The 25,821-nt window shown below is 37.0% G+C and carries 15 protein-coding genes and 1 pseudogene; 11 read left to right on the top strand and 5 right to left on the bottom strand.

Features of this window, described 5'->3' with window-relative positions; translation table 11 throughout:
• Positions 1–120: 120 nt before the first annotated feature.
• Positions 121–1,509 carry a dihydrolipoyl dehydrogenase gene (lpdA, locus tag AQF98_RS00750; RefSeq protein WP_055130004.1) on the bottom strand — a complete coding sequence of 463 codons (1,389 nt, stop codon included), beginning with the start codon at positions 1,507–1,509 and terminating at the stop codon, positions 121–123.
• Between the two features lie 330 nt (positions 1,510–1,839).
• Between lpdA and AQF98_RS00745 the strand changes: the two genes are divergently transcribed.
• The 3 genes from AQF98_RS00745 (at position 1,840) to AQF98_RS00735 (ending at position 7,794) form a co-directional block, all read left to right on the top strand.
• On the top strand, positions 1,840–5,208 hold the full coding sequence (locus AQF98_RS00745; RefSeq protein ID WP_055130003.1) for a TonB-dependent receptor domain-containing protein: 3,369 nt from the start codon (positions 1,840–1,842) through the stop codon (positions 5,206–5,208).
• 274 nt (positions 5,209–5,482) lie between these two features.
• A complete protein-coding gene (locus tag AQF98_RS00740) occupies positions 5,483–6,754 on the top strand; it encodes a M12 family metallopeptidase (RefSeq protein ID WP_161805832.1) in 1,272 nt (423 codons plus the stop codon).
• 188 nt (positions 6,755–6,942) lie between these two features.
• Positions 6,943–7,794 (top strand): dienelactone hydrolase family protein, encoded by an 852-nt coding sequence (locus AQF98_RS00735; protein WP_055130001.1) that lies wholly within the window; start codon positions 6,943–6,945, stop codon positions 7,792–7,794.
• A 298-nt stretch (positions 7,795–8,092) separates the two neighbouring features.
• Here AQF98_RS00735 and AQF98_RS00730 read toward each other — a convergent pair whose 3' ends face one another.
• Together AQF98_RS00730 and AQF98_RS00725 are read right to left on the bottom strand one after the other, a co-directional pair.
• A complete protein-coding gene (locus tag AQF98_RS00730) occupies positions 8,093–9,274 on the bottom strand; it encodes an AIR synthase related protein (protein ID WP_055130000.1) in 1,182 nt (393 codons plus the stop codon).
• Positions 9,275–9,575: 301 nt separating this feature from the next.
• A complete protein-coding gene (locus AQF98_RS00725; RefSeq protein WP_055129999.1) occupies positions 9,576–11,759 on the bottom strand; it encodes a glutamine synthetase III in 2,184 nt (727 codons plus the stop codon).
• Positions 11,760–12,110: 351 nt separating this feature from the next.
• Here AQF98_RS00725 and AQF98_RS00720 point away from each other — a divergent pair, with 351 nt between their 5' ends.
• Complete coding sequence (locus AQF98_RS00720; RefSeq protein WP_055129998.1) at positions 12,111–12,953, top strand: energy transducer TonB; 843 nt, start codon at positions 12,111–12,113, stop codon at positions 12,951–12,953.
• A 57-nt stretch (positions 12,954–13,010) separates the two neighbouring features.
• Here the strand turns inward: AQF98_RS00720 and asnB are convergent, their stop codons facing one another.
• Positions 13,011–14,858, bottom strand: coding sequence for an asparagine synthase (glutamine-hydrolyzing) (asnB, locus tag AQF98_RS00715; protein ID WP_055129997.1), 1,848 nt, complete (start codon positions 14,856–14,858; stop codon positions 13,011–13,013).
• Positions 14,859–15,142: 284 nt separating this feature from the next.
• On the opposite strand from asnB, the gene AQF98_RS00710 reads away from it, so the two are divergent.
• Complete coding sequence (locus tag AQF98_RS00710; protein ID WP_055129996.1) at positions 15,143–15,490, top strand: hypothetical protein; 348 nt, start codon at positions 15,143–15,145, stop codon at positions 15,488–15,490.
• Between the two features lie 294 nt (positions 15,491–15,784).
• On the opposite strand, the gene purL is transcribed toward AQF98_RS00710, so the two are convergent.
• Positions 15,785–19,471 carry a phosphoribosylformylglycinamidine synthase gene (gene purL, locus AQF98_RS00705; RefSeq protein ID WP_255352914.1) on the bottom strand — a complete coding sequence of 1,229 codons (3,687 nt, stop codon included), beginning with the start codon at positions 19,469–19,471 and terminating at the stop codon, positions 15,785–15,787.
• Positions 19,472–19,884: 413 nt separating this feature from the next.
• Between purL and AQF98_RS00700 the strand changes: the two are divergent.
• From AQF98_RS00700 to AQF98_RS00675, 6 genes and pseudogenes are all read left to right on the top strand, one after another.
• Positions 19,885–20,270 (top strand): annotated as a pseudogene (locus AQF98_RS00700) (VOC family protein).
• A 2-nt stretch (positions 20,271–20,272) separates the two neighbouring features.
• Entirely contained in the window at positions 20,273–20,977 is a 705-nt protein-coding gene (locus tag AQF98_RS00695; RefSeq protein ID WP_055129994.1) for a tRNA1(Val) (adenine(37)-N6)-methyltransferase, read from the top strand.
• Between the two features lie 74 nt (positions 20,978–21,051).
• On the top strand, positions 21,052–22,863 hold the full coding sequence (locus AQF98_RS00690) for a serine hydrolase (protein ID WP_055129993.1): 1,812 nt from the start codon (positions 21,052–21,054) through the stop codon (positions 22,861–22,863).
• Positions 22,864–23,128: 265 nt separating this feature from the next.
• Positions 23,129–23,620 carry a metallophosphoesterase gene (locus AQF98_RS00685; protein ID WP_055129992.1) on the top strand — a complete coding sequence of 164 codons (492 nt, stop codon included), beginning with the start codon at positions 23,129–23,131 and terminating at the stop codon, positions 23,618–23,620.
• Between the two features lie 22 nt (positions 23,621–23,642).
• Positions 23,643–24,689 carry a class 1 fructose-bisphosphatase gene (gene fbp, locus AQF98_RS00680; protein WP_055129991.1) on the top strand — a complete coding sequence of 349 codons (1,047 nt, stop codon included), beginning with the start codon at positions 23,643–23,645 and terminating at the stop codon, positions 24,687–24,689.
• Between the two features lie 290 nt (positions 24,690–24,979).
• Positions 24,980–25,498, top strand: a complete 519-nt coding sequence (locus AQF98_RS00675) for a DUF2911 domain-containing protein (RefSeq protein WP_055129990.1) — start codon at positions 24,980–24,982, stop codon at positions 25,496–25,498.
• The last annotated feature ends 323 nt before the right edge of the window (positions 25,499–25,821 follow it).

The raw sequence follows: 25,821 nt of genomic DNA, 5'->3' as shown, positions 1-25,821 counted from the left end.
TTTGTTTGGTTAACTGGTTAATTGATAATTTGTTTAACTGTTTAATCGAAACCTCATCTAAACAAAAATTGGTTAATTGCATTATCAACAATTAACCAATTTAAACAGTTTAAACGATTATTATAAATGGATTACCTCTCCGTATGCATCAGCAGCAGCTTCCATAATGGCTTCGCTCATGGTTGGGTGTGGGTGTACAGCTTTGATCATTTCGTGGCCAGTAGTTTCTAATTTACGTGCCACAACAATTTCTGCAATCATTTCGGTAACATTAGCACCAATCATGTGTGCACCTAATAATTCGCCGTATTTGGCATCAAAGATCAATTTTACAAAACCATCTTTGGCACCAGCAGCACTTGCCTTACCAGAAGCAGAGAATGGGAATTTACCAATTTTCAATTCATAACCAGCAGCTTTTGCTGCTTTTTCGGTATAACCTACAGAAGCAATTTCTGGTGCGCAATAAGTACAACCCGGAATGTTGTTATAGTCTAAAGGTTCAACATGTAGACCTGCAATTTTCTCTACACAAAGAATACCTTCTGCAGAAGCAACGTGGGCTAAAGATTGGCCGCCAACAATATCGCCAATGGCATAATATCCTTTTACAGAAGTGTTGTAGAACTCATCTACCACAACTTTCCCTTTTTCAGTTTTAATTCCAGTTTCTTCTAAACCGATATTTTCGATGTTGGCCACAATACCAGCAGCAGAAAGTACAATATCACACTCAATGGTTTGCATACCAGCAGCAGTTTTAACCTGTACTTTGCAACCGTTACCACTTGTATCAACAGATTCAACACTAGAAGAAGTCATGATATCGATACCTGTTTTTTTCAAGCTACGCAACAATTGTTTAGATACATCTTCATCCTCTACCGGAACAATGTTTTCCATAAATTCGACAATGGTTACTTTGGTACCCATAGTTGCGTAAAAATAGGCAAACTCTACACCAATGGCACCAGAGCCAACTACAACCATAGATTTAGGTTGCTCAGGTAAAACCATGGCCTGACGGTAACCGATAATTTTTTTACCATCTTGTTTCAAGTTAGGCAATTCTCTAGAACGTGCACCAGTAGCAATTACAATGTTTTTTGCAGTCAGTTCTTGTTGAGTACCGTCAGCACCTTTAACTTCAACCTTATTGCCAGGTTTTACTTTACCTGTACCCATGATCACGTCAATTTTGTTTTTCTTCATCAAAAACTGAACGCCTTTGCTCATGCCATCGGCTACACCACGACTGCGTTTAATTACAGCTGCGAAATCTGCGGTAGCTTCAGGAGCATTAATTCCATAGTCTGCGGCATGGTTAATATATTCGAATACTTGTGCGCTTTTTAAAAGAGCTTTGGTTGGTATACATCCCCAGTTAAGGCATATTCCACCTAAAGATTCGCGTTCAACAATTGCAGTTTTTAAACCCAATTGTGAAGCTCTTATTGCAGTTACATATCCGCCTGGACCGCTGCCTATAACAATTAAATCGTAGTTCATATCTTTCTAAAAGGAAAATTAATTGAATAATGTGGTCAAAATTAAAAAAAATGTTGGTTAAAATAAGCTAAATGATGTTACATCACATGCTTTTGACATTTAATGGTGATTTAACCTTGAAAAAGAGCTCCAAATTGAGTTGCCTAATAGTTAACAAGCGATTGATAAACTGATGATTAAGTGTGCCGTAATTAATGTTAAGTGTGGATAAGTTTCGCGATAATTAATAATTATTTAACATTGGAAATAAGATTGTATATTAAATTAATATTTACCTTTGTCGTGATATTTTAACATATCTTAACAAAACAAAAATTTAATTAAAAGAGTATGAAGAAATCTTTACTATTAAAAATTGTAGTAATTGTCTTTGCATTTGTTGGTTTCATCTCGGCGGCGAATGCGCAGGTAACCACATCTTCTTTGACGGGGACTGTAAAAGACTCAAAAGATGTAATGCCTGGTGCTAGCATCAAAGCTACACACACGCCAACCGGTACGGTATATGGCGTAACAACCAATGAAAGTGGTCGCTATACAATTGGAAACATGCGTGTAGGTGGTCCTTATACCATTGAAGTTACCTTTTTAGGTTACAAAACTCAGAAAATTGAGGATGTAATATTAAAGTTAGGTGAACCATTTGTATTGAACATTACTTTAGTAGACAATAGTTCTAGTTTAAATGCCATCACGGTTGTAGGAACTGGTTCAAACCCAATTTTAAACTCTAATAAAAGTGGTGCCAATACTGTAGTTAATAGAACACAAATTCAATCTTTGCCAACCATTACCCGTAGTGTAAACGATATTACCCGTTTAACACCTCAATCAAATGGTACAAGTATTGGTGGTGGTAACTACCGTTCAAATAACTTCTCAGTTGATGGTGCTAACTATAACAACCAATTTGGTATTGGTGCTAATATTCCTGCTGGTGGTTCTCCAATTTCTATCGACGCTTTAGAACAGATCTCAATTAACGTAACTCCTTATGATGTTCGTCAGACTGGTTTTACAGGTGGTTCGGTAAATGCGGTTACCCGTTCTGGTACCAACAAGTTCTCTGCAAATGCATTTTATACCATGCGTGGTGATGAGCAACAAGGTCAAAAAATTGGTGATTACAAAATTCCATCATTACAAAAATTAGATGAGAAAAACTATGGCTTTAGCTTAGGTGGTCCAATCATTAAAGACAAGTTGTTCTTCTTTGTAAATGGTGAGTTTAAGAAAACAGCAGCTCCTGGTTCTAATAGAATTGCTTCAACTCCTCAACTTCCATATGGAGCTCCAGGCACACCAAGCACAGTAACTCAAACAACAGAAGCATTCATGAATACCGTTAAATCATATTTATTGAGTAAATACGGATATGATCCAGGTATTTATCAGAATTATGAGAATTTGAGTAATAACGATAAATTTTTTGCCCGTTTAGATTGGAATATCTCTAAAAATCATCGTTTTAGTGTTCGTTATAATCAAGTAGAAAGTAAAAGTCCAAGTCCAGCAAGTACCTCAGTAACTGGATCTCCAGTTGCGTTGAGTCCACTGCAATATGTAAACGTTCGCTCTGGAAACACACCTACTGCTGGTTTACCTTTTGCTAATTCAAATTATTATCAAGCAGCAAACTTGTATTCGGCTACTGCAGAGTTGAACTCTTCTTTTGGTAGTAAATTTACCAATACATTACGTGCTGCTTACTCTCATCAAAATGATCCTAGAACGTCTGATAGTTCACCTTTCCCATTAGTGGATATTTTAGATGGTGTTTCAACAGGTGCTAGTAACATTGGAAGTGTTTTAACTACTTTTGGTTATGAAGCATTTACTTACGGTAACTTAAGAGATGTGAAAACCTACACATATAGCGATGAGTTAAGTGCTGCTTTTGGTAAGCATAATTTATCACTAGGTGTGCAAGCTGAATTTAGTACTACAAAAAATGGTTTCCAACGTTATGGTACAGGTTTTTATACCTTTAAAACATGGGATGATTTTGTAAATAATGCAAGGCCGGTTCAGTATTCAGTTACTTATCCTTTAACTGCAGATGGTTCTCAAGCATATCCAAGTTTTAAATTTGCACAGTATTCTGCCTTTATTCAAGATGAATTTAATGTGTCTGATCGTTTAAAATTAACAGCAGGTTTAAGAGTAGAACAAGCTACTTACCCAGATGTTTCTGAGATTAGAACACATCCTATGGTGTTAGCTCAAACATTTGCAAATGGACAAAAAATCAACACTGGTGCCTTACCAGACAGTAGATTAAGCTATTCTCCACGTTTTGGTTTTAACTGGGATGTGAAAGGTGACCGTTCATTACAAGTTCGTGGTGGTACTGGTATCTTTACAGGTAGAGTGCCATTTGTGTGGATCGTATCTCAATCTGGTGATGCTGGTTTATTACAATACACTCAAACCTATTCTGGAGCTAGCACTCCTTTCTTTAATCCTAACATTGCACCTAATTTAACTAGTCCTGCACCACCTGCAGGTTCTTCTATACCATCTACAATTAGTGCATTATCTAAAGACTTGAAATTTCCTCAGACTTGGAAATCAAGTTTAGCAATAGATATGAAGTTACCTGGTGGTATAGTAGGTACTTTAGAAGGTATTTATGGTAGAGATTTAAACGTTGCGGTTGCAAAAAACTTGAATTTAGTTGATCCAGAACCTTTAAATAACCCTAACTATCCAGATAATAGACCTTTTTATCCTAATACACTTTTTGCTAAACAAGTTGTTCGTTTAACAACAGCTGGTCAAATTGCTACAACTGCTGCTACTACTAGTACAACCCAATTTAATGCTATTGAGATGACAAATGTTAAAGGTGGTTACAATTGGTCTGCTACAGCGCAGTTAAGTAAACAATTTAGCAAAGGTTTAGGTTTGATGATTGCTTATACCCGTACAGATCAACGTAATTATGGTGATGGTGCAGGTGATCAATTGTTAAATTTATGGTCTATTCCTCAAACTTCAAGTAACGCGAATATTCCTAGTTTAAGTTATTCAAGTAATTTAAATCGTGATCGTGTAATTGCTTCTGTATCATTTAAAAAAGAATATTTCCAAAATTTAGCAACTTCATTCTCTTTATTTTATGAAGGTTCTCAACAAGGAAGATTCTCTTATACTTATAGTGGTGATTTTAACCGTGATGGACAAAATAATGATTTGATTTATGTACCTAAAGATGCTTCTGAAATCACATTTGTTTCGTTGCCAATTACTGTTAATAATGTTGTAGTTAAAACCTATACACCTCAAGAGCAGAGTGATATCTTTATGGCTTATATCGATCAAGATAAATATTTAAGAACCCGTAAAGGTCAATACGCAGAACGTAATGGTGCAACTTCTCCATGGAGAAACCAGTTCGATTTTAGATTGACTCAAGAAGTATTCAAAAATGTAGGCGGTGCTAAAAACTCTTTCCAGTTTACAATGGATGTATTTAATATTGGTAACTTTTTGAATAGTAAATGGGGAAATGTTAATTTTGTGAACAATGCTGCAATTTTAGTTCCTCAAAGTGTGAATAATATCAGTGCTACTACTAAGCCAACATTTAGAATGGCTCAAGCATCAGGTGATATTGTAAGAAATACTTTTGGAACATCTCAAAGCATTTCTTCTACTTATTACATGCAATTTGGTGTTCGTTATAACTTTAACTAATAGCAAATTTAATTAATATTGAAGCCCTCTAACTTTTGTTAGAGGGCTTTTTTGTGCCATTATATTTCTAACAATGACACCCAAATGTTTTATTCCTAAAAGGAGTTCGTCCTGAGAATAAAGCCTTCCGTCCCGAGAGTAGACCTTTCTGTCCTAGAAAATTGATTTAATTCTGGTTAATTATAAAATTAGTTTGAGATAAGGGGTTGTCAATTTATGTGTTGGCGATTTCAAAAGAAAAATTATTTAACCTATAACCAAAAAACTGATGAAAATGAAGAAAACTTATGTAATTGCACTACTGTCTTTAATACTCTTAGGATGTAGAAAAGAAAACAATGAATTTAAAGAATCACAAAAAGAAAAATCCGAATCATGTAATTGTGGAGTTCAAGAAGCTTTTCCAAATATTAAAGGAGAAGTAGTAACTTTTGGCAAAGGAGAAAAAAGTATAAAACTTATTAAAAAGGGTAATCTATATATTATGGGTGGCGATGTTATCCTTTCTGATGGGCAAGTGGAAAAACTTAGAAGACTCTATGAGAATGATGGGAAAATGGTTAATGGTGCGGTAAGGGCTGACTTTGTTTCTTTATGGCCAAATAAAACTGTGTATTATTCTATAGATCCAGCCTTAACTGATACTTTAAGAGTTACATATGCAATTGCTGAATTTACAGCATTAACACCACTAACATTTGTTAAGAGAACAAATCAAACAAATTATATTTACTTTACACCAAGTGTTGATTTTTGTTCTTCTCAATATGGAATGATTGGTGGTCAACAAAAAATATTTCTTGCACCAACTTGTACTTTTGGAACTACCATCCATGAAATTGGACATGCAGTAGGTCTTTACCATGAACAGTCAAGAGAGGACAGAGATGATTATTTGCAAATTCATTGGAGTAATATTAAATCAGGATCGGCATCAAATTTTGATAAATATAGTGCATTCGGGGGTAATGGAATAGATGTAGGCCCCTTTGATTTTCAATCTATTATGCTATATGGTATGACAGATTTTAGTAAAAACGGGTTCAAGACTATAACAAGAAAAAATGGGGGCGATTATTATATTCAGAATTCTGGCCTTTCTCAAGGAGATGTAGATGGAATAAACTACTTATATCAAACAAATGCCAACGCATTACCTTATGCTAGATTTGAATATGATAATTTTAGCGGAGACTCTGCTCCAAATTCATTTTTGGAAGATTGGGCAGATGTATATATTGCATTTTATAATGTGGCTGCAATGTCTCCAGTAGTGCCAAGCGCATCTATCACTTTTAAATATACTGATTTGACAACTTTTAGTACCTATTTTGGTGGAGGAGAATGGATTCCAATGACTAATCATACAGTAAATAACACTAATGGTCTGAGTAGAATCTTTATTGGTAGATATAGGATTCGTCGTGTTGACTATAATATGGAGGATCCACAATGGGGAATCTACGATCAAACTATTATGCGTAATTTGACTTTAGTGCAAGGGACTGGTTATTACCACTTTATTAATCAACCCTCAGCATTTTAATAAATAGAAAGTCAGATCAAAAACTATCTATCAATTGATGGCAGTTTTTGTTAATTATTTGTCTCTGGTTCGTAGCTTCACGAACCAGAGTTTTTTATTCCTAACACATAAGATACATTTCAACATCCATTTAATGCTTATCTTCAATACATCAAAATCTTAGTGTTAAATTTTAAAGGCAAAATATAATGGATCAGCAAATTATCAACCTGTACGACTCTTATACCCACAGTAAACTGAGTAGAAAAGATTTCATGAAAAAACTGGCCATCTTAGCGGGTGGTACGGCTATGGCGTTAACCCTATTGCCTTTATTAGAAAATAACTATGTGGTGGCGGCCACAATTAACGATGATAACCTGATTATTGAAAACATTACCTATACAGGTGTAGAAGGAGAGATGAAAGGTGTGTTGGTTAAACCAAAAGGTAAAAAGAAATTGGGTACAGTAGTGGTAATCCACGAGAACAGAGGCCTAAATCCGCACATTATTGAGGTAACCAAAAGAGTTGCTGCCGAAGGTTTCTTGGCATTGGGTATCGATGCCTTATCGCCATTAGGAGGCACACCTGCCGATGAAGATAAAGGAAGAGAGCTGATCGGTAAACTAGATGCCGAAAAAAACCTACAGAACTATTTAAAAGGATTAGATTATTTACGTAACCACAAAGATGGTAATGGCAAAACGGCCTGTGTAGGTTTTTGCTGGGGTGGGGGTATGGCCAATAAACTGGCAGTAAACGACCCTAAATTAAATGCTGCCGTAGCGTATTATGGAGCACAAGCTAAAGCAGAAGATGTGCCCAAGATCAAAGCTAGTGTGATGTTGCATTATGGAGGTTTAGACGAACGCATCAATGCAGGAATCCCCGCTTATGAGGCCGCTTTAAAACAAAATAAGATCGATTATCAACTCTTTATCTACGATGGTGTAAACCATGCTTTTAATAACGATACTTCGCCAACAAGGTACAATGAGGTAGCTGCTAAATTGGCTTGGAAAAGAACGATAGATTTGTTTAAGGCTAAAGTTGGTTAATAGAAAGTAGGGAATAGGAAATAGTAAATAGGAAATAGGGAATGGGAAATAGATTGGTTTAATAGTTCATTGGTTCATTGTCTTCGACAGGCTCAGACTGATAAGGCTATAAGTTCATTGATCGTATTAGTTCAATTGTTCATTGGTTAATAGTCAATAGTATTTGCAGAAAGCGTAAAGCGCCCAAGCTTAAAACTTATTATTTAGAACTTACTACTTCTTCATCTAGCGGAAAGCTTAAGGCTGAAAGCGTAAAGCGCCCAAAACTTATTACTTAGAACTTACTACTTAAAACTTTTTAATGGTAAACAAAGGTCCCAAACTCACTACTTAAAGTAACTTGTTTTTGGCTTCCTCTTTCTACACGACCAATTACCTGTGCGTCGATGTTAAAGCTTTTAGAAATGGCAATGATACTTTCGGCAATGGCTGCAGGTACATAAAGCTCCATTCTGTGTCCCATATTAAACACTTTGTACATTTCCTTCCATTCTGTTCCAGATTGCTCTTGAATCAGTTTAAATAGCGGAGGAATAGGGAATAAGTTATCCTTAATTACATGCACATCATCGTTAATAAAGTGCAGCACCTTAGTTTGTGCACCACCACTACAATGTACCAAGCCATGGATATCTTTTCTATGTTGATCTAATACTTTCTTAATTACGGGTGCATAAGTACGCGTAGGCGAAAGCACCAATTTGCCAGCAGTAATGCTTGCTTGTTCATCAATTTGAACTTGGTCGGTTAATTTTTTACCGCCAGAAAATATCAGGTCAAAAGGTACAGCAGGGTCAAAACTTTCTGGATAGTTGTTTGCGATAGATTTTTCAAACACATCATGACGGGCAGAAGTTAAACCATTAGAACCCATGCCACCATTGTATTCAGTTTCGTAAGTAGCTTGTCCGTAAGAAGCCAGACCCACAATCAGGTCTCCCTCTTGTATGGTGTGGTTGCTGATCACCTCTTCGCGTTTTAAACGACAAGTAACTGTAGAATCGACAATAATTGTTCTTACCAGATCGCCTACATCGGCCGTTTCGCCACCAGTAGAATAAATAGAGATACCCAATGCCCTCAAATCGGCCAAAATTTCTTCTGTACCATTAATAATAGCAGCAATTACTTCGCCAGGGATCAGGTTTTTGTTGCGACCAATGGTTGAGGATAACAAGATGTTTTCAGTAGCCCCCACACAGATCAAATCATCCAAATTCATGATGATTGCATCTTGTGCAATGCCTTTCCAAACAGAAATATCGCCAGTTTCTTTCCAATAGGTATAAGCTAAGGAAGATTTGGTACCAGCCCCATCAGCATGCATAATGTTGCAATAAGCCTCATCATTGCCTAAAATATCTGGAATGATTTTACAAAATGCCTGTGGAAAAATGCCTTTGTCAATATTTTTGATCGCCGCATGTACATCTTCTTTTGATGCAGAAACGCCACGCTGGTTGTATCTGTTATCGCTCATATGCTTGCAAAGATAAGTTTTTAAGGTAAAAGGAGGAAGGTAAAAGGTAAAAGGTTTGGGGAGTAAAGCATTTTTTTTGAAAAGCAAAAACAGTGGTTTTAATTAAGGTTCGTGGGACACGAACCAATGTAGTTGGGGCTGTGCATTGCAAGTCCTCGGCTCGTTCCTCGCCTGTGGGCTTTCCATTTCCATCCCGTTTATAATGCAGGGTTTGGGTGCTATAAAATCGGTTAAAAGTATAAAAACAAAAAAAAGGCGTAGAGCAAACCCTACGCCTTAAATCTTATAGCTTTCGCCTTTCTTATTTTAAAAAGAGTAATTCTCTGAATTTTGGTAAAGGCCAAACACTGTCATCAACAATCTGCTCCAATTTATCAGTATGGTAACGGATGGTGTCAAAATAAACCTTAACATTCTCATCATAACCAATCGCTTTGTCACGACTGTCTTCAATAGTGTTGGTTTTTTTGCGTTGTTCCAACATGGCATCAATGTTGGTTTTAATGATGCCAATGTGCTCAGAAAGCGCATTGATAATCGCCAATGGTGTAGCAATAGCCTCTTTACTTAAACCTAATTCTTTTAAACCTTTGGCATTTTCTATCAATGTATTTTGATAGTGGATGGCTGCCGGTAAAATCTGACTATTGGTAACTTCGCCCATTACACGAGCCTCGATCTGTAGTTTTTTGTAGAAACTTTCTAACAAAATTTCATGACGGGCATGCAATTCGCGTTTGCTAAAGATGTTGGTTTTGGTAAATAGCTCTGTAGTTTTATCGCTTACATAAGCATCTAAAGCTTTAGGTGTAGTTTTGATGTTAGATAAGCCACGTTTAGCAGCCTCATCAGCCCATTCTTGGCTATAACCATTACCTTCAAAACGAATGTCTTTAGATTCTTTGATGTATCTTTTGATTACCGTTAACAATGCAACGTCTTTTTTATCGCCTTTTTTGATCAATTTATCTACATCAACCTTAAATTTCGCTAACTGGTCAGCTACAATAGCATTTAAAACGGTCATCGGTGCAGAAGAGTTGGCCGAAGAACCTACTGCTCTTAACTCGAATTTGTTACCTGTAAAAGCAAAAGGAGAAGTACGGTTACGATCGGTATTGTCTAATAAAATTTGAGGAATTTTAGGAATACCTAACCAAAGTCCATTGTCTTCTTTAATTTTTTTGCTGATGCGAGAGTGCTCAATCTCATCTAAAATCTCGTCTAATTGTTGACCTAAGAAGATAGAAATGATTGCTGGAGGAGCTTCGTTGGCACCTAAACGGTGATCGTTGCTTACAGAAGTAATACTCGCTCTTAACAAATCGGCATGCTCATGTACTGCTTTGATGGTGTTTACAAAGAAGGTCAAAAACATCAAGTTGTTTTTTGGTGTTTTACCAGGTGCCAACAAGTTTTTGCCAGTATCGGTAATTAACGACCAGTTGTTGTGTTTTCCAGATCCGTTAATGCCAGCATAAGGTTTCTCGTGTAATAAAACTTTGAAATTATGTCTGCGAGCAACTTTTTCCATTAAATCCATCAACAATTGATTGTGATCAATGGCTAAATTGATTTCTTCGTAAATAGGGGCACACTCAAATTGAGAAGGTGCTACCTCGTTGTGACGGGTTTTTAAAGGAATACCTAATTTAAGTGCTTCGTTTTCGAAATCTACCATGTACGCATACACACGCTCAGGAATAGAACCGAAATAATGATCTTCTAATTGTTGTCCTTTGGCAGACATGTGACCAAATAAGGCACGACCTGTTAAAACTAAATCTGGACGTGCATTGAACAAAGCTAAATCTACCAAGAAATATTCTTGCTCAATACCCAAAGATGCGGTAACTCTGGTAATGCCTTTATCAAAATATTGACAAACATCAACAGCTGCTTTATCCATAGCTGCCAATGCTTTTAATAGGGGAGCTTTGTAATCTAAAGCCTCACCTGTATAAGAAACAAATACGGTCGGAATACAAAGTGTTTTACCAGCTTTGCTTTCCATAATAAATGCCGGAGACGAAGGGTCCCAAGCGGTATACCCACGTGCTTCGAAAGTATTACGGATACCTCCGTTAGGAAAACTTGAAGCATCTGGTTCTTGTTGAACTAATGCACTACCAGCAAATTTTTCGATAGCACCATCGCCGCTCGGCTCAAAAAACGAATCGTGTTTTTCGGCTGTAGAACCAGTTAAGGGTTGAAACCAATGTGTATAATGCGTAGCGCCTTTGGCCATTGCCCATGTTTTCATGGCAGAAGCAATCTGATTGGCATCTTCCTGATTAATTAATTCTCCTTGATCGATGGTAGAAATTAATTTTTCATAAACTTCTTTAGATAAGAAGTCTCTCATTTTTTTCTTATCAAAAACATTTGATCCGAAAAATTCAGAAATTTTAGCTGAAGGGGCCTTAACTTCTGGCGAAACTCTGTTTTGTGCCTCGTTTAACGCAATTGTTCTTAGACTTTTCATTGATTTGTTTAAATTTTATCCAAAAATATAATTTTTAATCTGTTTTTTCAATCAAATTTTATCAAAAACTAGAAAAATTCATACATTTTTTATTAAAACACGATTTTTTATGTTGAAAACTAAAAATAAAGTAATGTAATTATGATCTGTTTAAATTCGATTTTCATATTTACAGTCTCTTTAGTTGCTATATGATCTATAGCTTTTTACTGGTTTGGTCTATTTAATATATCCTTGTTCCGATTTTTTTAGCATGAATTAGTGCATAAATCACTTGTAGAAAAATATTTTTCAAAATTTTTATGGAATAAGTAAATAACTAACATCATAGTTGTATAAAAACTTAAAGCTATGTTCAATAATTCATCAAATTTGTACGGTAGCGAGTGGCTCGCTCTCGTATTTAGTAACAGAAACAAAAACTATGGTGCTTATGCATTGAGGATGCAGTCTGATTCGATTTTAATCAAGTCTTTATTTATTGCTGGTTCAATATTTATTTCCTTGTTTATAGTGCCAATGGTGTATGCACATTTCCAGCCAGAACCAGAACGTGTGGTACAAGCAGCTATTGAGATTACTACGCCTGATGTAATTCATGAAATGAAAAAGGAGGAACCTAAGAAAGAGGAACCTGTTAAGACCGAGCCGATTAAAGAGAAAATAAAAACGGTCAACTTTACCAGTAATATTAAAGTAGTAGAAGCACCAGTAGAAGATCTCCTTCCAGTAACCTTGGCCGATATAAAAGATGCAGTAGTGGCAAGTGCTACCCAAGAGGGAGTTACAGGTAAAGAGAATGCAACCCCAGTAACCCAACCAGGTACAGGTGGCGGAGGTGGAACTGCTACAGAAGGTACAGTTGATAATTCTGTACACTCTACAGCCGGATTAGAGGTTTATCCAGAGTTTCCGGGTGGAATGTCAGCTTGGGCAAGGTTTATCCAAAAAACACTTAACTATCCGTATATGGCACAAGAGAATAATGTGCAGGGTAAAGTATACTTGAATTTTGTGGTAGAGAAAGACGGTTCAATAACCGATGTAAATGTAACCAGGGGTATTGGTGCAGGTTGTGATGAGGAAGCGGTAAGGGTAATCAAAAAATCGCCAAGATGGAAACCTGGTATGCAGAATAGTATGCCAGTAAGGGTAAGATATAGCCTACCTATTAATTATACCATTACACAATAACCATTAATAGCCTGTTTTTAAGCGATGGACAATTTTGTTCATCGCTTTTTTTTGAAATTAAACCATCCAACGTTCGTACCACATCTGGAATTGCAGCAATAGCCAAACTTTTTGCGCATTGTAATCTGAAGCGTTGTTTTTAAAGTTCGCTTTGATTTTGAGTACCTGTTCAATATTCAATAAATTGTGCACATTTAACTTTTCTGGGGTTAAATAAATATCTACCAAGGGTTTAAATGTGGTGTTTAACCAAGTAGCCAGCGGAATAACGAAACCTTTTTTTGGTTTGTCCATTAAATGAGCGGGTACATATTTGTTGGTGATCTTTTTTAAGAGATATTTTTGCTGCCCATCTCTAATAAACCATTCAGAATCTAATGTTTTAAGGTAATTGATCAGCTCTGTTTTTAAAAGTGCATCTCTATTGTCTACACCAAAACTCATAAAACACTTATCGCTTTTGTGTAAAAGATCGTTAGGTAGGTAATTGTGCAGGTCGTAGATTAAAAGATCTTTGATATTTTGAACCTGATCATTGGGCTTAACTTTAGTAGTGCTTGTGGTTTGAAGTAGTTTGTTTAACTGTTGGTTGGTAAAACAAGCATTAATTTCTAGGTATTTATTTAATAATCCCTCTGCTTCAATAATAGCTTTGGTTTTTGTGCTGCTTTTTTTAAGTGCACTTGTAATGATATTTTTTAGAAACTGCGGTAATTTCTTTTGGTGAAAAGAATCGAATTTTAGTGCTTTAGCATAAGTTCTATAGCCGCCAAATAGTTCATCGCCACCCTCAGCACTTAACAATACTTTTACTTCTTTATTTACCTTTTCTGAGATAAATAGGAGTGCAATGGCACCACTGTCGCCAATGGGTTCTTCAAAAATTTCTGGTAGTTTTTTTAAAATCGCACTTGCGGTGTCTTTTTTGAGATGAAATTCTTGGTGATTGGTTTTTAAATGTTCTGCAATTTTACGGGCTTGTGGAGCTTCATCCATTTTTTCGCCCTCAAAACCAATGGTAAATGTTTTAATTCTTTTGGTTTGGTTCTTTTGCAAAATGGCAGCTACAGTTGCACTATCATAACCTCCGCTTAACAAAACGCCAATTGGCACATCGGCCACATTTCTCTTTAAAATAGATTCGGTTAACAGTTCTTCAATCTTATCTAAAATCTGTGCTTCAGTTTCTGTACTTATAGGTTGTGCTGGTTGTTGGGCCCTATTTCTAATAATGGGTACATCGTAACTGTTGCCACTATGGATATCTAAAATGGTGAGATAGCCCTTTTTAAATCTGAAAATTTCTTGGTAAATGGTTTCTTCGCCCTTAAAATAACCATACCTAAAATAAGTTGACAAGGCATTAGGGTTAATTTTTTTCTCAATTACATGATAGGCAAATAAGGCTCTCATTTCTGAGGCAAAAGCATAAAAACCTTTCGTTTTGTAATAAAACAGCGGTTTGGTACCAATTTCGTCTCTGGCAACAATCAATTGGTTCAGCTTTCGGTCTAAAATTACAAAAGCAAAAGAACCATCCAGTTTCTCAAATGCACTGTTACCCCATTTTTTATAACTTTCTAAAATAACCTCGGTATCGGTTAGTGTAGAAAAGATAAGCCCATATTTAATTAATGATTCTCTAAGCTCTAGATAATTATAGATGGTGCCATTAAAGGTTATGCTGTAATTGCCGCAGGTAGAAGTAAGTGGTTGTTGGCCTTTGGTACTGAGATCTATAGTAGCCAAACGCTCGTTTGCAATACCTAAAGTATAATGTTCTTTTTGATCGAAGATGATACCATTTCCGTTGCCACCCCTGTGTTGTAGAATTGAGGAGGCATTTTTGAGGTCTTGCTCATTTAAAACATGATTGTGGTCTATAAATCCAGTTATGCCGCACATAATAGAACAGAATTAAGTTGTAGCATATTTAAAATAACGCTGATTTGATATTTGGTTAATGACTAGGCTAGCCTTTATTCTTCCAATCAGAATAAAGTTTGATATAGATACGAAGAGAGGCCAACTTAGGTTTTTTTGAATATCAAACATACAAATATTTCAATAATTAACCCACAAAAGCTTTACACAGTAACACAGTAACTTTAGTGAGTTGATCTGATTAGTTTTTCTTTTTCTTATGGAATTTGTATAAAAACAGCATCTTTTTAAAAAAAAAGACCAAAATGAAAACTAGTATCATCTCCATTTTATTACTCTATGTTTTTTTCCTAACAAATGTTGAAGGAAGAACGATTGTGGATACAAAATGCGAAAACAGTAAGATGAAGGCCAAAGTAGATCTTAAAAAAGGGAAGGTTAATTTTCTGATTTTAGGAGGGATTGTTTCTACACGTGTAAAAGGACAAGAGGTGTTTGAACAAAAGTATAAACTCAAATATTTCGATTTCGGCTGTATGGTGCCCAATGATATTTGTATTGAAGATTATAATGCTACAGTTGCAAAATATTTAGACCAGACCTTTGGTAAGCAATGGAGAAAGGAAGTGAGGAAGGATGTGAAGGGGATTTGAAGGGAAGAGGGGGAATAGGGAATAGGGAATAGGAAATAGTTTAAAGTGGTAAGTTATAAGTAGTAAGTTCTAAGTAATAAGTTTTGGCGCTTTACGCTTTCAGCCTTAAGCTTTCTTCTAGATGAAAGTAAAAAGTTCTAAATAATAAGTTTGGCCGCTTTATGTTTTTAGCCTTAAGCTTTTTGCAAAGACTATCGGCCAATGAACTAATGATACTAATGAACCATTGAACTAATGAACTTTATAAACAAAAAATCCATCTCTGTAAAGGAGATGGATTTTTTTATTTAGATTTTATCCATTGTGTTGTTCCACCCATTTTCTGGCATTTACAAAAGCTTCCATCCATGGTGATACTTCGTCTTTTCTTCCTTTTGGATAGTTTGCCCAATGCCATTGAAACAACGAACGCTCAATGTGTGGCATCATTACCAAGTGGCGACCTGTAGTATCGCACAACATGGCGGTATTGTAAGCCGAACCATTAGGGTTTGCTGGATAGCTTTCGTAACCATATTTGGCTACAATGTTGTATTTTTCTTCTGTATATGGCAAATGGAATCTTCCTTCGCCATGCGATACCCATACCCCTAAGGTACTACCAGCTAAGGTAGAAAGCATTACAGAATTGTTTTCTTGTAAAGTTAAAGAGGTAAAAATACTCTCATGTTTATGACTTGCATTGTGTAGCATTTTTGGTTTTTCTGCATGGTCTTTATTAATTAGGCCAAGCTCTACAAAAAGCTGACAACCATTACAAACACCAACAGAAAGGGTGTCTTCGCGGTTAAAGAATTTTTCTAATGCTATTCTTGCTTTTTCGTTGTACATAAATGCACCAGCCCAACCTTTAGCCGATCCCAATACATCAGAGTTAGAGAAACCACCAACAGCTCCAATAAATTGGATGTCTTCTAATGTTTCTCTGCCAGAGATCAAGTCTGTCATGTGTACATCTTTCACATCAAAACCTGCCAAGTACATGGCGTTGGCCAGTTCACGTTCAGAATTACTTCCTTTTTCGCGAATAATGGCTGCTTTTGGTCTTGGTTTAGTGTGGTCTATTACTGGTTTCTTTCCATCAAACTGGGTTGGGAAAGTATATTTTAACAATTGATTTTTATAATTGTCAAAACGTTCTTTTGCTTTAACAGGTCCACTTTGCTTTTGGTCTAATAAATAAGAAGTCTTGAACCAAACGTCACGCAAGTGGTCAATATCAAGGTTCAGATTGGTGTCGAAGTTTTTCAAGCTTAAGATAGCTGTTTCGCTCACCTCACCAATTTTATGGTAAGTAATGTTGTTGGCTTCAAAAATGGCTTCAACACTAGCCTCTGCTTGGAATACCAAGCCAATGTTTTCTGCAAATAATAATTTAATGCTATCCTGTTCTCCTAAAGCACTTAAGTCTAAGTTTGCACCTAAATTGCGATCGGCAAAACAAAGCTCTAACAAGGTAGTAATTAAACCACCACTGCCAATATCATGTCCTGCCTGTATTTTTTCTTCCTTAATTAATTGTTGAATTACATTAAATGCATTTTTCAATTGAGCTGCATCTTTCACATCTGGCGTTTCGTTGCCAATTTTGTTTAAGATCTGCGCAAAAGAAGAACCACCTAATTTGTAGCTATCGTTAGAAAGGTTAATGTAATAGATTGAACCACCATCTTTCTGTAATACAGGTTCAACTACTTTGGTAATGTCATCGCAATTGGCACCTGCTGAAATGATTACCGTTCCAGGGGCAATTACATCGCCATCTTTGTATTTCTGTTTCATCGATAGCGAATCTTTTCCGGTTGGGATGTTGATTCCTAATGCAATAGCAAAATCAGAACAGGCTTTAACCGCTTGGTATAAGCGGGCATCTTCCCCCTCGTTTTTACAGGCCCACATCCAGTTGGCAGAAAGTGATACACTTTTTAATCCATCTTTTAATGGTGCCCAAACAATATTCGAAAGAGATTCTGCAATGGCAATTCTACTGCCTGCACCTGCATCAATCAAGGCTGATAACGGTGCATGACCAACTGAAGTAGCAATACCTTCTTTACCCTGAAAATCTAAGGCCATTACACCGCAATTGTTTAAAGGCAATTGTAAAGGGCCCGCACATTGTTGTTTGGCTACACGGCCACCCACACATCTGTCTACTTTATTGGTTAACCAATCTTTACTGGCTACAGCTTCTAACTGTAATACCTGCTCTAGATAAGTATTGAATTCGTTTGTATTGTAAGCAACAGCTTCGTAAGGTCTATTAATGGTTTGGTCTTCCATTACCACCTTCGGCGAACTGCCAAACATGTCTTTCAGTTCCAAATCCATTGGTTTAGCACCTGTTTTGGCCGATTGGAAAGTAAAACGATGATCACCTGTTACTTTACCAACGGTATACATTGGAGAACGTTCTCTGTCTGCAATTTTTTGTAAGGTTTGGATATGCTCATCGTTAATGACCAAGCCCATACGCTCTTGCGATTCGTTTCCGATAATCTCTTTAGCCGAAAGGGTAGGGTCGCCAACCGGAAGTTTATCTAGGTTAATTTTACCACCAGTTTCTTCAACTAGCTCTGAAAGACAGTTCAAGTGTCCACCTGCACCATGATCGTGGATAGAAATAATGGTGTTGTGGTCGCTTTCTACCATACCTCTAACGGCATTGGCAGCTCTTTTCTGCATTTCGGGATTTGAACGTTGAATGGCATTTAATTCAATACCAGTACCATGTTCGCCAGTATCAGCAGATGAAACAGCTGCACCGCCCATTCCAATTCTATAATTTTCGCCACCCAAAATAACGATGTTATCGCCTTCTTGTGGTTTTTGTTTTTGTGCCTGACTGGCTTTACCGTAACCAATACCGCCTGCTAACATGATCACTTTATCGAAGCCTAACTTGCGTGAGTGTTCTTCGTGCTCAAAGGTTAAAACAGAACCAGTAATCAATGGTTGTCCAAATTTATTTCCAAAATCAGTAGCTCCATTAGAAGCTTTGATCAAAATATCCATTGGTGTTTGGTATAACCATTTTCTTTCTTCTACGCCTTTTTCCCAAGGGCGATTTTCTTCTAAACGAGAAAGCGCTGTCATGTAAACTGCAGTACCTGCCAAAGGCAATGAACCTTGTCCGCCAGCCAACCTGTCTCTAATCTCGCCTCCAGAACCTGTTGCGGCTCCATTAAAAGGCTCAACTGTGGTAGGGAAATTGTGGGTTTCTGCTTTTAATGAAATTACCGATTCGAAATCGCTCGTGGTGTAATAATCAGGTTCGTCTGCACGTTTTGGTGCAAATTGCTGTACCACCGGACCTTTAATAAAGGCTACGTTATCTTTATAAGCAGAAACAATATCGTTAGGATTTTCTTCAGAAGTTTTTCTGATCAACTTAAACAAAGAAGTAGGTTGCTCTACGCCATCAATTACAAACTTGCCATTAAATATTTTATGACGGCAGTGTTCTGAGTTTACTTGCGAAAAGCCAAAAACCTCAGAGTCTGTTAAGGGTCTGCCTAGTTTGGTAGCCAGGTTGTTTAGGTATTCAACTTCATCATCACTTAAAGAAAGGCCTTCTTGTTTATTATAGGCAGCAATGTCTGTAATTTCCAGAATAGCTTCTGGTTGAATGTTGATGGTGTAAATATCTTGGTCTAGCTGTTTGTATTTTTGCGAAAGCATGGGGTCGAAGGCTGAGAAATCTTCAGCTACTTTTTGAAATTCTTCGATCCTGATGATCCCTGTCATGGTCATGTTCTGCGTAATTTCTACGGCATTGGTACTCCAAGGCGTAATCATAGCCGCACGTGGCCCAACAAAAAAACCAGTAAGGAGTTTTTCATTTTGAAGTTTGGCACCGCCGAATAACCATTCAAGTTTTGTAATATCAGTTGCAGAAAGGGCTTGTTCTGTTTGCAAAACAAAAACCGCCTCAGATTGACTTAGGAAGAAATGAATCATGCTTGTTTTTTGAAGATGCAAATTTAGTGTTAAAATTTTAAAAATGCCACGGATTTCGCTTTTAAACCTCAATAATTATTATTGTCTCAGCCAGACGGGCTTTTTTCTTTTTCTTGATAAAAAGAAACAAAAATCAAGGCTTGCATCCTTTCTTGAATAGCAACATCAGAATTCTGCTGGCGATAATATGAGGCTTAGCCGCATTCGCAATCCCTGCGCCCGCTGCATATTCCCTTGAACATTCGCATCATCAAAGATTCTGTAAGGATTCTAATGAGCTATCCTGCGAAATTCTGCTATGCCAGATGCGTAATCGGTATTTTATGCCATCATATTAAAGTTTGTTTAGCATAGTGGGTAAGCTCTCTGTTAAAAATGCCACCTTAGCGTGTAATATATTCGGGTTTTATTACTTTTGATGGAAAGAAATCACTATGTTCAATCGGATCCACCATATTGCCATTATCTGTACAGACTACGAAGTGTCTAAACGCTTTTATGTAGAGAAGCTGGGCTTTAAAATCTTGGCAGAAGTTTATCGGGCAGAGCGAAAATCGTACAAGCTAGATTTGGCTGTAAATGGAACCTATCAGATCGAGCTTTTTTCTTTCGAGAACCCAGTTGCTAGACCCTCAAGACCAGAAGCTGCAGGGTTAAGGCATTTGGCTTTTGAGGTAGACGATGTACTGGTGGTAAGCACTACACTAAATGAACAGGGGATTGTAACCGAGCCCATTCGTATTGATATGAATTTACAGGTAAACAATTTACTTTTTTTACAGACCCTGATGGCCTACCATTAGAAATTTACCAGCGTTAACAATGGGCAGTGTTTTCAGGTTCAAGCAATTTGAGGTCGACCAAAGTGGTTGTGCCATGAAAATCAATACAGATGGGGTGCTACTGGCTGCAATGGTAACGAGCAAAGCCCCCAAACAGATTTTAGATATTGGTACTGGTACCGGAGTAATTGCCTTAATGTTGGCCCAACGTTTTCCGCAGGCACAAATTGAAGCGGTAGAAATTGATGAACAGGCATCGGCTACTGCAGCAAAGAATTTTCAGTCGTCAGTTTTTGCCGATAGATTAAAAGCTAATCCTATCGCAATAGAACAATATCATCCTTCTGCCCAATTCGATCTTATCGTATCTAACCCACCTTTTTTTGTAAACGACCTTAAAAATGCTGAAGAAAAAAAAGGCATTGCCCGACATACCAACGAAGTCTTTTTTGATGAGCTGATTGCAAAAGTAGCAACTATTTTAAGCGAAGATGGACAGTTTTGGTTTGTGCTGCCTATTAAACAGGCAGAATTGTTAGTGAAAAAGGGCAGGGAGCATGGTCTATTTGAACAGCAAATGATCCATTTACACTCAGACCAAACCAAGCCAGAGTTTAGAAGGATTGTGAGTATTGGTAGAAAGAAAACTGAGTTGAAAACAGAACACTTTTATATTTACGAAGCTGAAAAAGTCTATACCAAAGCTTATCAAAAATTGTTAAAGGATTTCTTTTTAGGCTATTAGCAATTTGGAACTTTAATCGGCTTATCTGGCTATAATTTGTAATTTAGTGCAACAATCTTAACCTTATTTAAAACATGAAATCTACTTTATCCTATCTGCTATTTTTCTTCATTTCCATTTCTTTATTTGCGCAAAATCAAAAGCCAACCTTAATTACCGATAAAATACCAGGTATCGATTCGCTATTGAAACAGGTTTTAAAAGACCAGTATGCAGCTGGTTTTGCAGTGGCTGTAGTAAAAGGCGATGAAGTGATTTATAGCAATGGTTTTGGTTACCGAGATGTAGACAATAAAAAACCGGTAACCCCGAATACACTTTTTGCCATTGGTTCTAGTACCAAGGCATTTACGGCTTCTTTGTTAGGCTTGCTACAAAAAGATGGTAAATTAACACTTGATGATAAAGCGGTAAACCTGCTTCCGCAGTTGCGCTTTTATAGTGATGAGATGAATAACCAAATTACCGTACGTGATTTAATGGCACACCGAACAGGACTATCTAGATATGATTTTTCGTGGTTGTTGTTCAATACTTCCAATAGAGACAGCATCATTGCCCGGGTAAAATATATGCAGCCAACAGTAGCAGTTAGACAGAAATGGTACTATAATAATTTTATGTACCTGGCGCAGGGCATGATTGTAGAAAAGTTGAGTGGTAAAACTTGGGAGCAAAATATCAAGGAGAAATTTTTTATTCCTTTAGATATGACCCGTTCCAATACAGATATTAAAACTTTTCAGAACGATAGTGATGCTTCTTTGCCTTACACTGTAGTTAATGGTAATGTGATTAAAAAGGTAGATTATTACAACATCAATGGCATGGGTCCAGCGGGTAGTATCAATAGTAGTGTAAATGAGATGGCCAATTGGTTAAAAGTATGGATTAGCGGTGGCCTTTATCAAAAAAAGGAGATTTTACCTAAAACCTATATTGCCGAAGCAGCCAGCTCTCAAATGGTAATGGATGGCGGTTTGCCTGGCGCCAATAAAGATATTTATTTTGACAATTATGGTTTAGGATGGATGCTGAGTTCTTATCGTGGGCATTACATGGTAGAACACGGAGGCAATATCAATGGGTTTTCTGCCAATGTTGCTTTTTTTCCAACAGAGAAGATCGGGATTGTGGTATTGACTAACCAAAACCAGTCTGCGGTTCCAGATGTAGTGCGTAATTCTATTGCCGATCGGATCTTTAACTTGAAAACTATTGATTGGAATGGCGATGCCAAAAAGAATGCGGCAGCGGCAAGGGCAGCTAATTTAAGCAAGAAGGAGATTAAAAAAAAACCGATTTTAAATACTGTTCCTTCACATCAGTTAAAGGATTATACAGGTTCTTTTGAAAATCCAGCTTATGGCATCATTAAGGTAACGTTTGAAAAGAATGGTTTATATACTGTAATAGGTGATGAAAAAGTAGTGCTTAAACATATGTATTACGATGTTTTTGACCCAAGATCTATTGATAAAAATGGAGTGGTAGATACTACAGAAAGTAACCTGCTGTTTAACTTTGCCAGTGGTCAGGATGGGAAGATACAAAGTATAGGTATTTTGTTAGATGGTGGCGAAAAACCAGTGGTATTTGCTGTTAAGCCAGAGCTAAAGGTATTATCGGTAAAGGAACTTGAAAAATATGTTGGCGAATACAGCATGGGACAAACTCCCGTTAAAGTGTTTTTGAAAGGAAATACCTTATATGTGTTAGTGCCTGGGCAGCCAGAATACGAAACTGTAGTAGGCGATGACCATACTTTTATACTGAAAGCATTGAAAGGTTTTAGTGTGAAATTTGAAGTTGGAGCAGATCAAAAAGTAACGACAATGCTTTTTATACAACCAAATGGTGTGTTTAAGGCGGTAAAGAAGGGTTAAAGGTTGTGGGTTACGGGTTGTGAGTATCAAGTATCAAGTACCAAGTATCAAGTACCAAGTATCAAGTATCAAGAAAGAAGATTTGGTGATGAGATTTGAGACCTGAGATATGAGTAGTGAGACTGGATTAGCAAGTATCAAGAAGGAAGATTTGCTAATAACATTTGAGACTGGCTAAGCTACCAGCTATTTTCTATTTCCCATTCCCTATTTACTACTAAGAAAATAGTCTGAGCCCATCGAAGACTAGAAGAATAAATCCAATATGAAAAAAATAGGCCTACTTTCTGATACGCATGGTTACTTGGACGATGCTGTTTTTAAATACTTCGATGAGTGTGATGAGATTTGGCATGCCGGAGATTTTGGGCCGGATGTGGCAGAGCCCTTAGCAGCCTTTAAACCTTTGCGGGGGGTGTATGGAAATATCGATGACAAAGACATTAGAATAGCGTTTCCAGAACATTTGAAGTTCAAGTGCGAAGCCGTAGATGTTTGGATGACACACATTGGAGGCTATCCAGACCATTACAGTCCGCAGGTGAAGAAAGAAATTTACACTAAGCCACCAATGCTCTTTATCAGTGGTCATTCACATATTTTAAAAGTAATTTTCGATAAAAAAATCAATTGTTTACATATAAACCCCGGTGCGGCCGGAAAACATGGTTGGCATAAAGTAAGAACTTTGATTCGTTTTAGTATTTCGGAAGAAAAAATACATAACTTTGAGGCCATAGAATTAGGGAATAGATAACGTATAAAGTACACTAAGTAATATGTCAGGTATAAAAACATTAGGTCAGTTCATCATCGAAAAACAATTAGACTTTCCTTACGCCAAAGGCGAACTCTCTAGGTTGTTAAGGGATATCGGGATTGCCTCGAAAATTGTAAACAGAGAAGTGAACAAAGCTGGTCTGGTTGATATTTTGGGCGACGCAGGCACAACCAACATTCAGGGCGAAGGTCAAAAGAAATTGGATGTGTATGCCAACGAGCAGTTTATTGCCGCTTTAACGAGCGGTGGCGAATGTTGTATCGTGGCCACAGAAGAGGAAGATGATTTTGTGCCGATCGATTCACCAGTATCTAAAAATGCCAAATATATTGTTTGTATCGATCCTTTAGATGGTTCATCAAACATTGATTGTAATGTTGCTGTAGGTACCATTTTTTCTATCTATCGCCGTAAATCGGTTGAAGGAAATGCGACATTAACCGATGTTTTGCAAAAAGGAACACAACAAGTAGCTGCAGGCTACGTGATCTACGGTTCATCAACCATGTTGGTATACACTACTGGAAAAGGAGTAAATGGTTTTACACTTGATCCATCAATTGGTGAGTTTTGTTTATCACATCCAAATATGAAAATCCCTGAAGATGGAACCATTTATTCTATCAACGAGGGTAACTATGTACATTTCCCTGATGGAGTTAAAAAGTACATTAAATATGCACAGGTAGAAGATTTGTCTACCAAAAGACCTTATACTTCTAGGTATATTGGTTCAATGGTGGCCGATATCCATAGAAATTTAATTAAAGGTGGCATTTATATGTATCCGACTACTGCAGCCTCACCTAATGGAAAATTGCGGTTATTGTACGAGTGTAACCCAATGGCTTTTATCATTGAACAGGCTGGGGGTATCGCCTCTGACGGTTTGAACAGAATATTAGATATCGAACCTACAGAACTGCACCAACGTACATCTATATTTATTGGGTCTGCTAAAATGGTAAAAATGGCTGAGGCACTAATGGCTGAGCATTCGCCGGTTACGCCTTTGCAAGGACAGGGAGTGGTAATTGGGGAATAGGAAGCAGGAAATAGAGTAAATAGAAAATAGGGAATAGGAAATAGTTTGGGGGTAAAAGTTTTTGTGCTTTAATCTGGGTGTTTGTCTTGCTACTAGATACTTACTACTTTATACTCAAATCTCACATCTTTTTTCTTATTCTTGGGTCTTTAGTCTTGCTACTTGATACTCGCTACTTGATACTCAAATATTTTTTCTTGAACTGATTGTCTTGCTATTCACATCTTTACTATTGCTATTCAAAATTCAGATATAATCATTAAATTAGGAGGTAGAAAACTATTAAAATTATGAAAACAATTATTAGATCGATCACCTTACTTTTTGCAGTATGCATTTCAATCAATGCAGCAGCACAAGATGCGGCGAAACCTAAACCTAGTCCTGCGGCTACTGCTACGGGTAAAATTAAAGATGCCACTATTACCATTAATTACAGTAGTCCGGCAGTTAAAGAACGTAAAATTTGGGGTGGATTAGAGCCTTACGATAAAGTTTGGCGTGCTGGTGCAAATGATGCTACTACTTTTGAAACAGATAAAGACCTAAAGGTTGAAGGAAAAACTTTGCCAGCCGGAAAATATAGTTTCTTTTTAATTCCTAGAGAAAGTGGTACATGGACAGCTATTTTTAACAAAGAAGCTAAACAATGGGGTGCTTTTAAGTACGAAGAAGCTAAAGATCAATTGCGTGTTGATGTAAAGACCAAAGCTTTGCCTGCAACGCAAGAAAGATTGGTATATAAAGTTACCAAAGCTGGATTTACTTTAGAATGGGATAAAATCTCAGTACCAGTTGCTGTGAAGTAAAAAACGTAAAATTATTTTTAGAAAAGCTGTGCTGCATTGTAGCATGGCTTTTTTTGTTTAGTAGTTTGTTGGTTCATTGTCTTCGACGGGCTCAGACTGACAAAATCATTAGTTCAGTTGTTCATTAGGTAATAAGTCCGATGACAGGGGTCGGGAAGTTGGGGTTAAGTAGATAGTAAATAGGGAGTAGTAAATAGGGAATGGGAAATAGGAAATAGTTTGGGAGTTAACTGTGGATAGCTCTTGTAGAAAACATAATTTTACTTTCAACCTTGAACTTTCAACTTACTACTTTAGCGGAAAGCTTAAGGCTGAAAGCATCA

Source organism: Pedobacter sp. Hv1 (assembly GCF_001412215.1).
Lineage (GTDB): Bacteria > Bacteroidota > Bacteroidia > Sphingobacteriales > Sphingobacteriaceae > Pedobacter.
The sequence above is the reverse complement of the archived record's forward strand: the minus strand, read 5'-3'. Positions and strand labels throughout refer to the sequence as shown.

What these genes read in the sequence shown, in the direction of transcription:
- AQF98_RS00685 (WP_055129992.1), top strand. Translation starts at nt 23,129, where the DNA reads ATGAAAAAAATAGGCCTACTTTCTGATACGCATGGTTACTTGGACGAT.
- asnB (WP_055129997.1), bottom strand. Translation starts at nt 14,858, where the DNA reads ATGTGCGGCATAACTGGATTTATAGACCACAATCATGTTTTAAATGAG.
- AQF98_RS00730 (WP_055130000.1), bottom strand. Translation starts at nt 9,274, where the DNA reads ATGAGCGATAACAGATACAACCAGCGTGGCGTTTCTGCATCAAAAGAA.
- AQF98_RS00675 (WP_055129990.1), top strand. Translation starts at nt 24,980, where the DNA reads ATGAAAACAATTATTAGATCGATCACCTTACTTTTTGCAGTATGCATT.
- AQF98_RS00740 (WP_161805832.1), top strand. Translation starts at nt 5,483, where the DNA reads ATGAAGAAAACTTATGTAATTGCACTACTGTCTTTAATACTCTTAGGA.
- AQF98_RS00690 (WP_055129993.1), top strand. Translation starts at nt 21,052, where the DNA reads ATGAAATCTACTTTATCCTATCTGCTATTTTTCTTCATTTCCATTTCT.
- AQF98_RS00725 (WP_055129999.1), bottom strand. Translation starts at nt 11,759, where the DNA reads ATGAAAAGTCTAAGAACAATTGCGTTAAACGAGGCACAAAACAGAGTT.
- AQF98_RS00735 (WP_055130001.1), top strand. Translation starts at nt 6,943, where the DNA reads ATGGATCAGCAAATTATCAACCTGTACGACTCTTATACCCACAGTAAA.
- AQF98_RS00695 (WP_055129994.1), top strand. Translation starts at nt 20,273, where the DNA reads ATGGGCAGTGTTTTCAGGTTCAAGCAATTTGAGGTCGACCAAAGTGGT.
- AQF98_RS00745 (WP_055130003.1), top strand. Translation starts at nt 1,840, where the DNA reads ATGAAGAAATCTTTACTATTAAAAATTGTAGTAATTGTCTTTGCATTT.
- AQF98_RS00720 (WP_055129998.1), top strand. Translation starts at nt 12,111, where the DNA reads ATGTTCAATAATTCATCAAATTTGTACGGTAGCGAGTGGCTCGCTCTC.
- lpdA (WP_055130004.1), bottom strand. Translation starts at nt 1,509, where the DNA reads ATGAACTACGATTTAATTGTTATAGGCAGCGGTCCAGGCGGATATGTA.
- AQF98_RS00710 (WP_055129996.1), top strand. Translation starts at nt 15,143, where the DNA reads ATGAAAACTAGTATCATCTCCATTTTATTACTCTATGTTTTTTTCCTA.
- fbp (WP_055129991.1), top strand. Translation starts at nt 23,643, where the DNA reads ATGTCAGGTATAAAAACATTAGGTCAGTTCATCATCGAAAAACAATTA.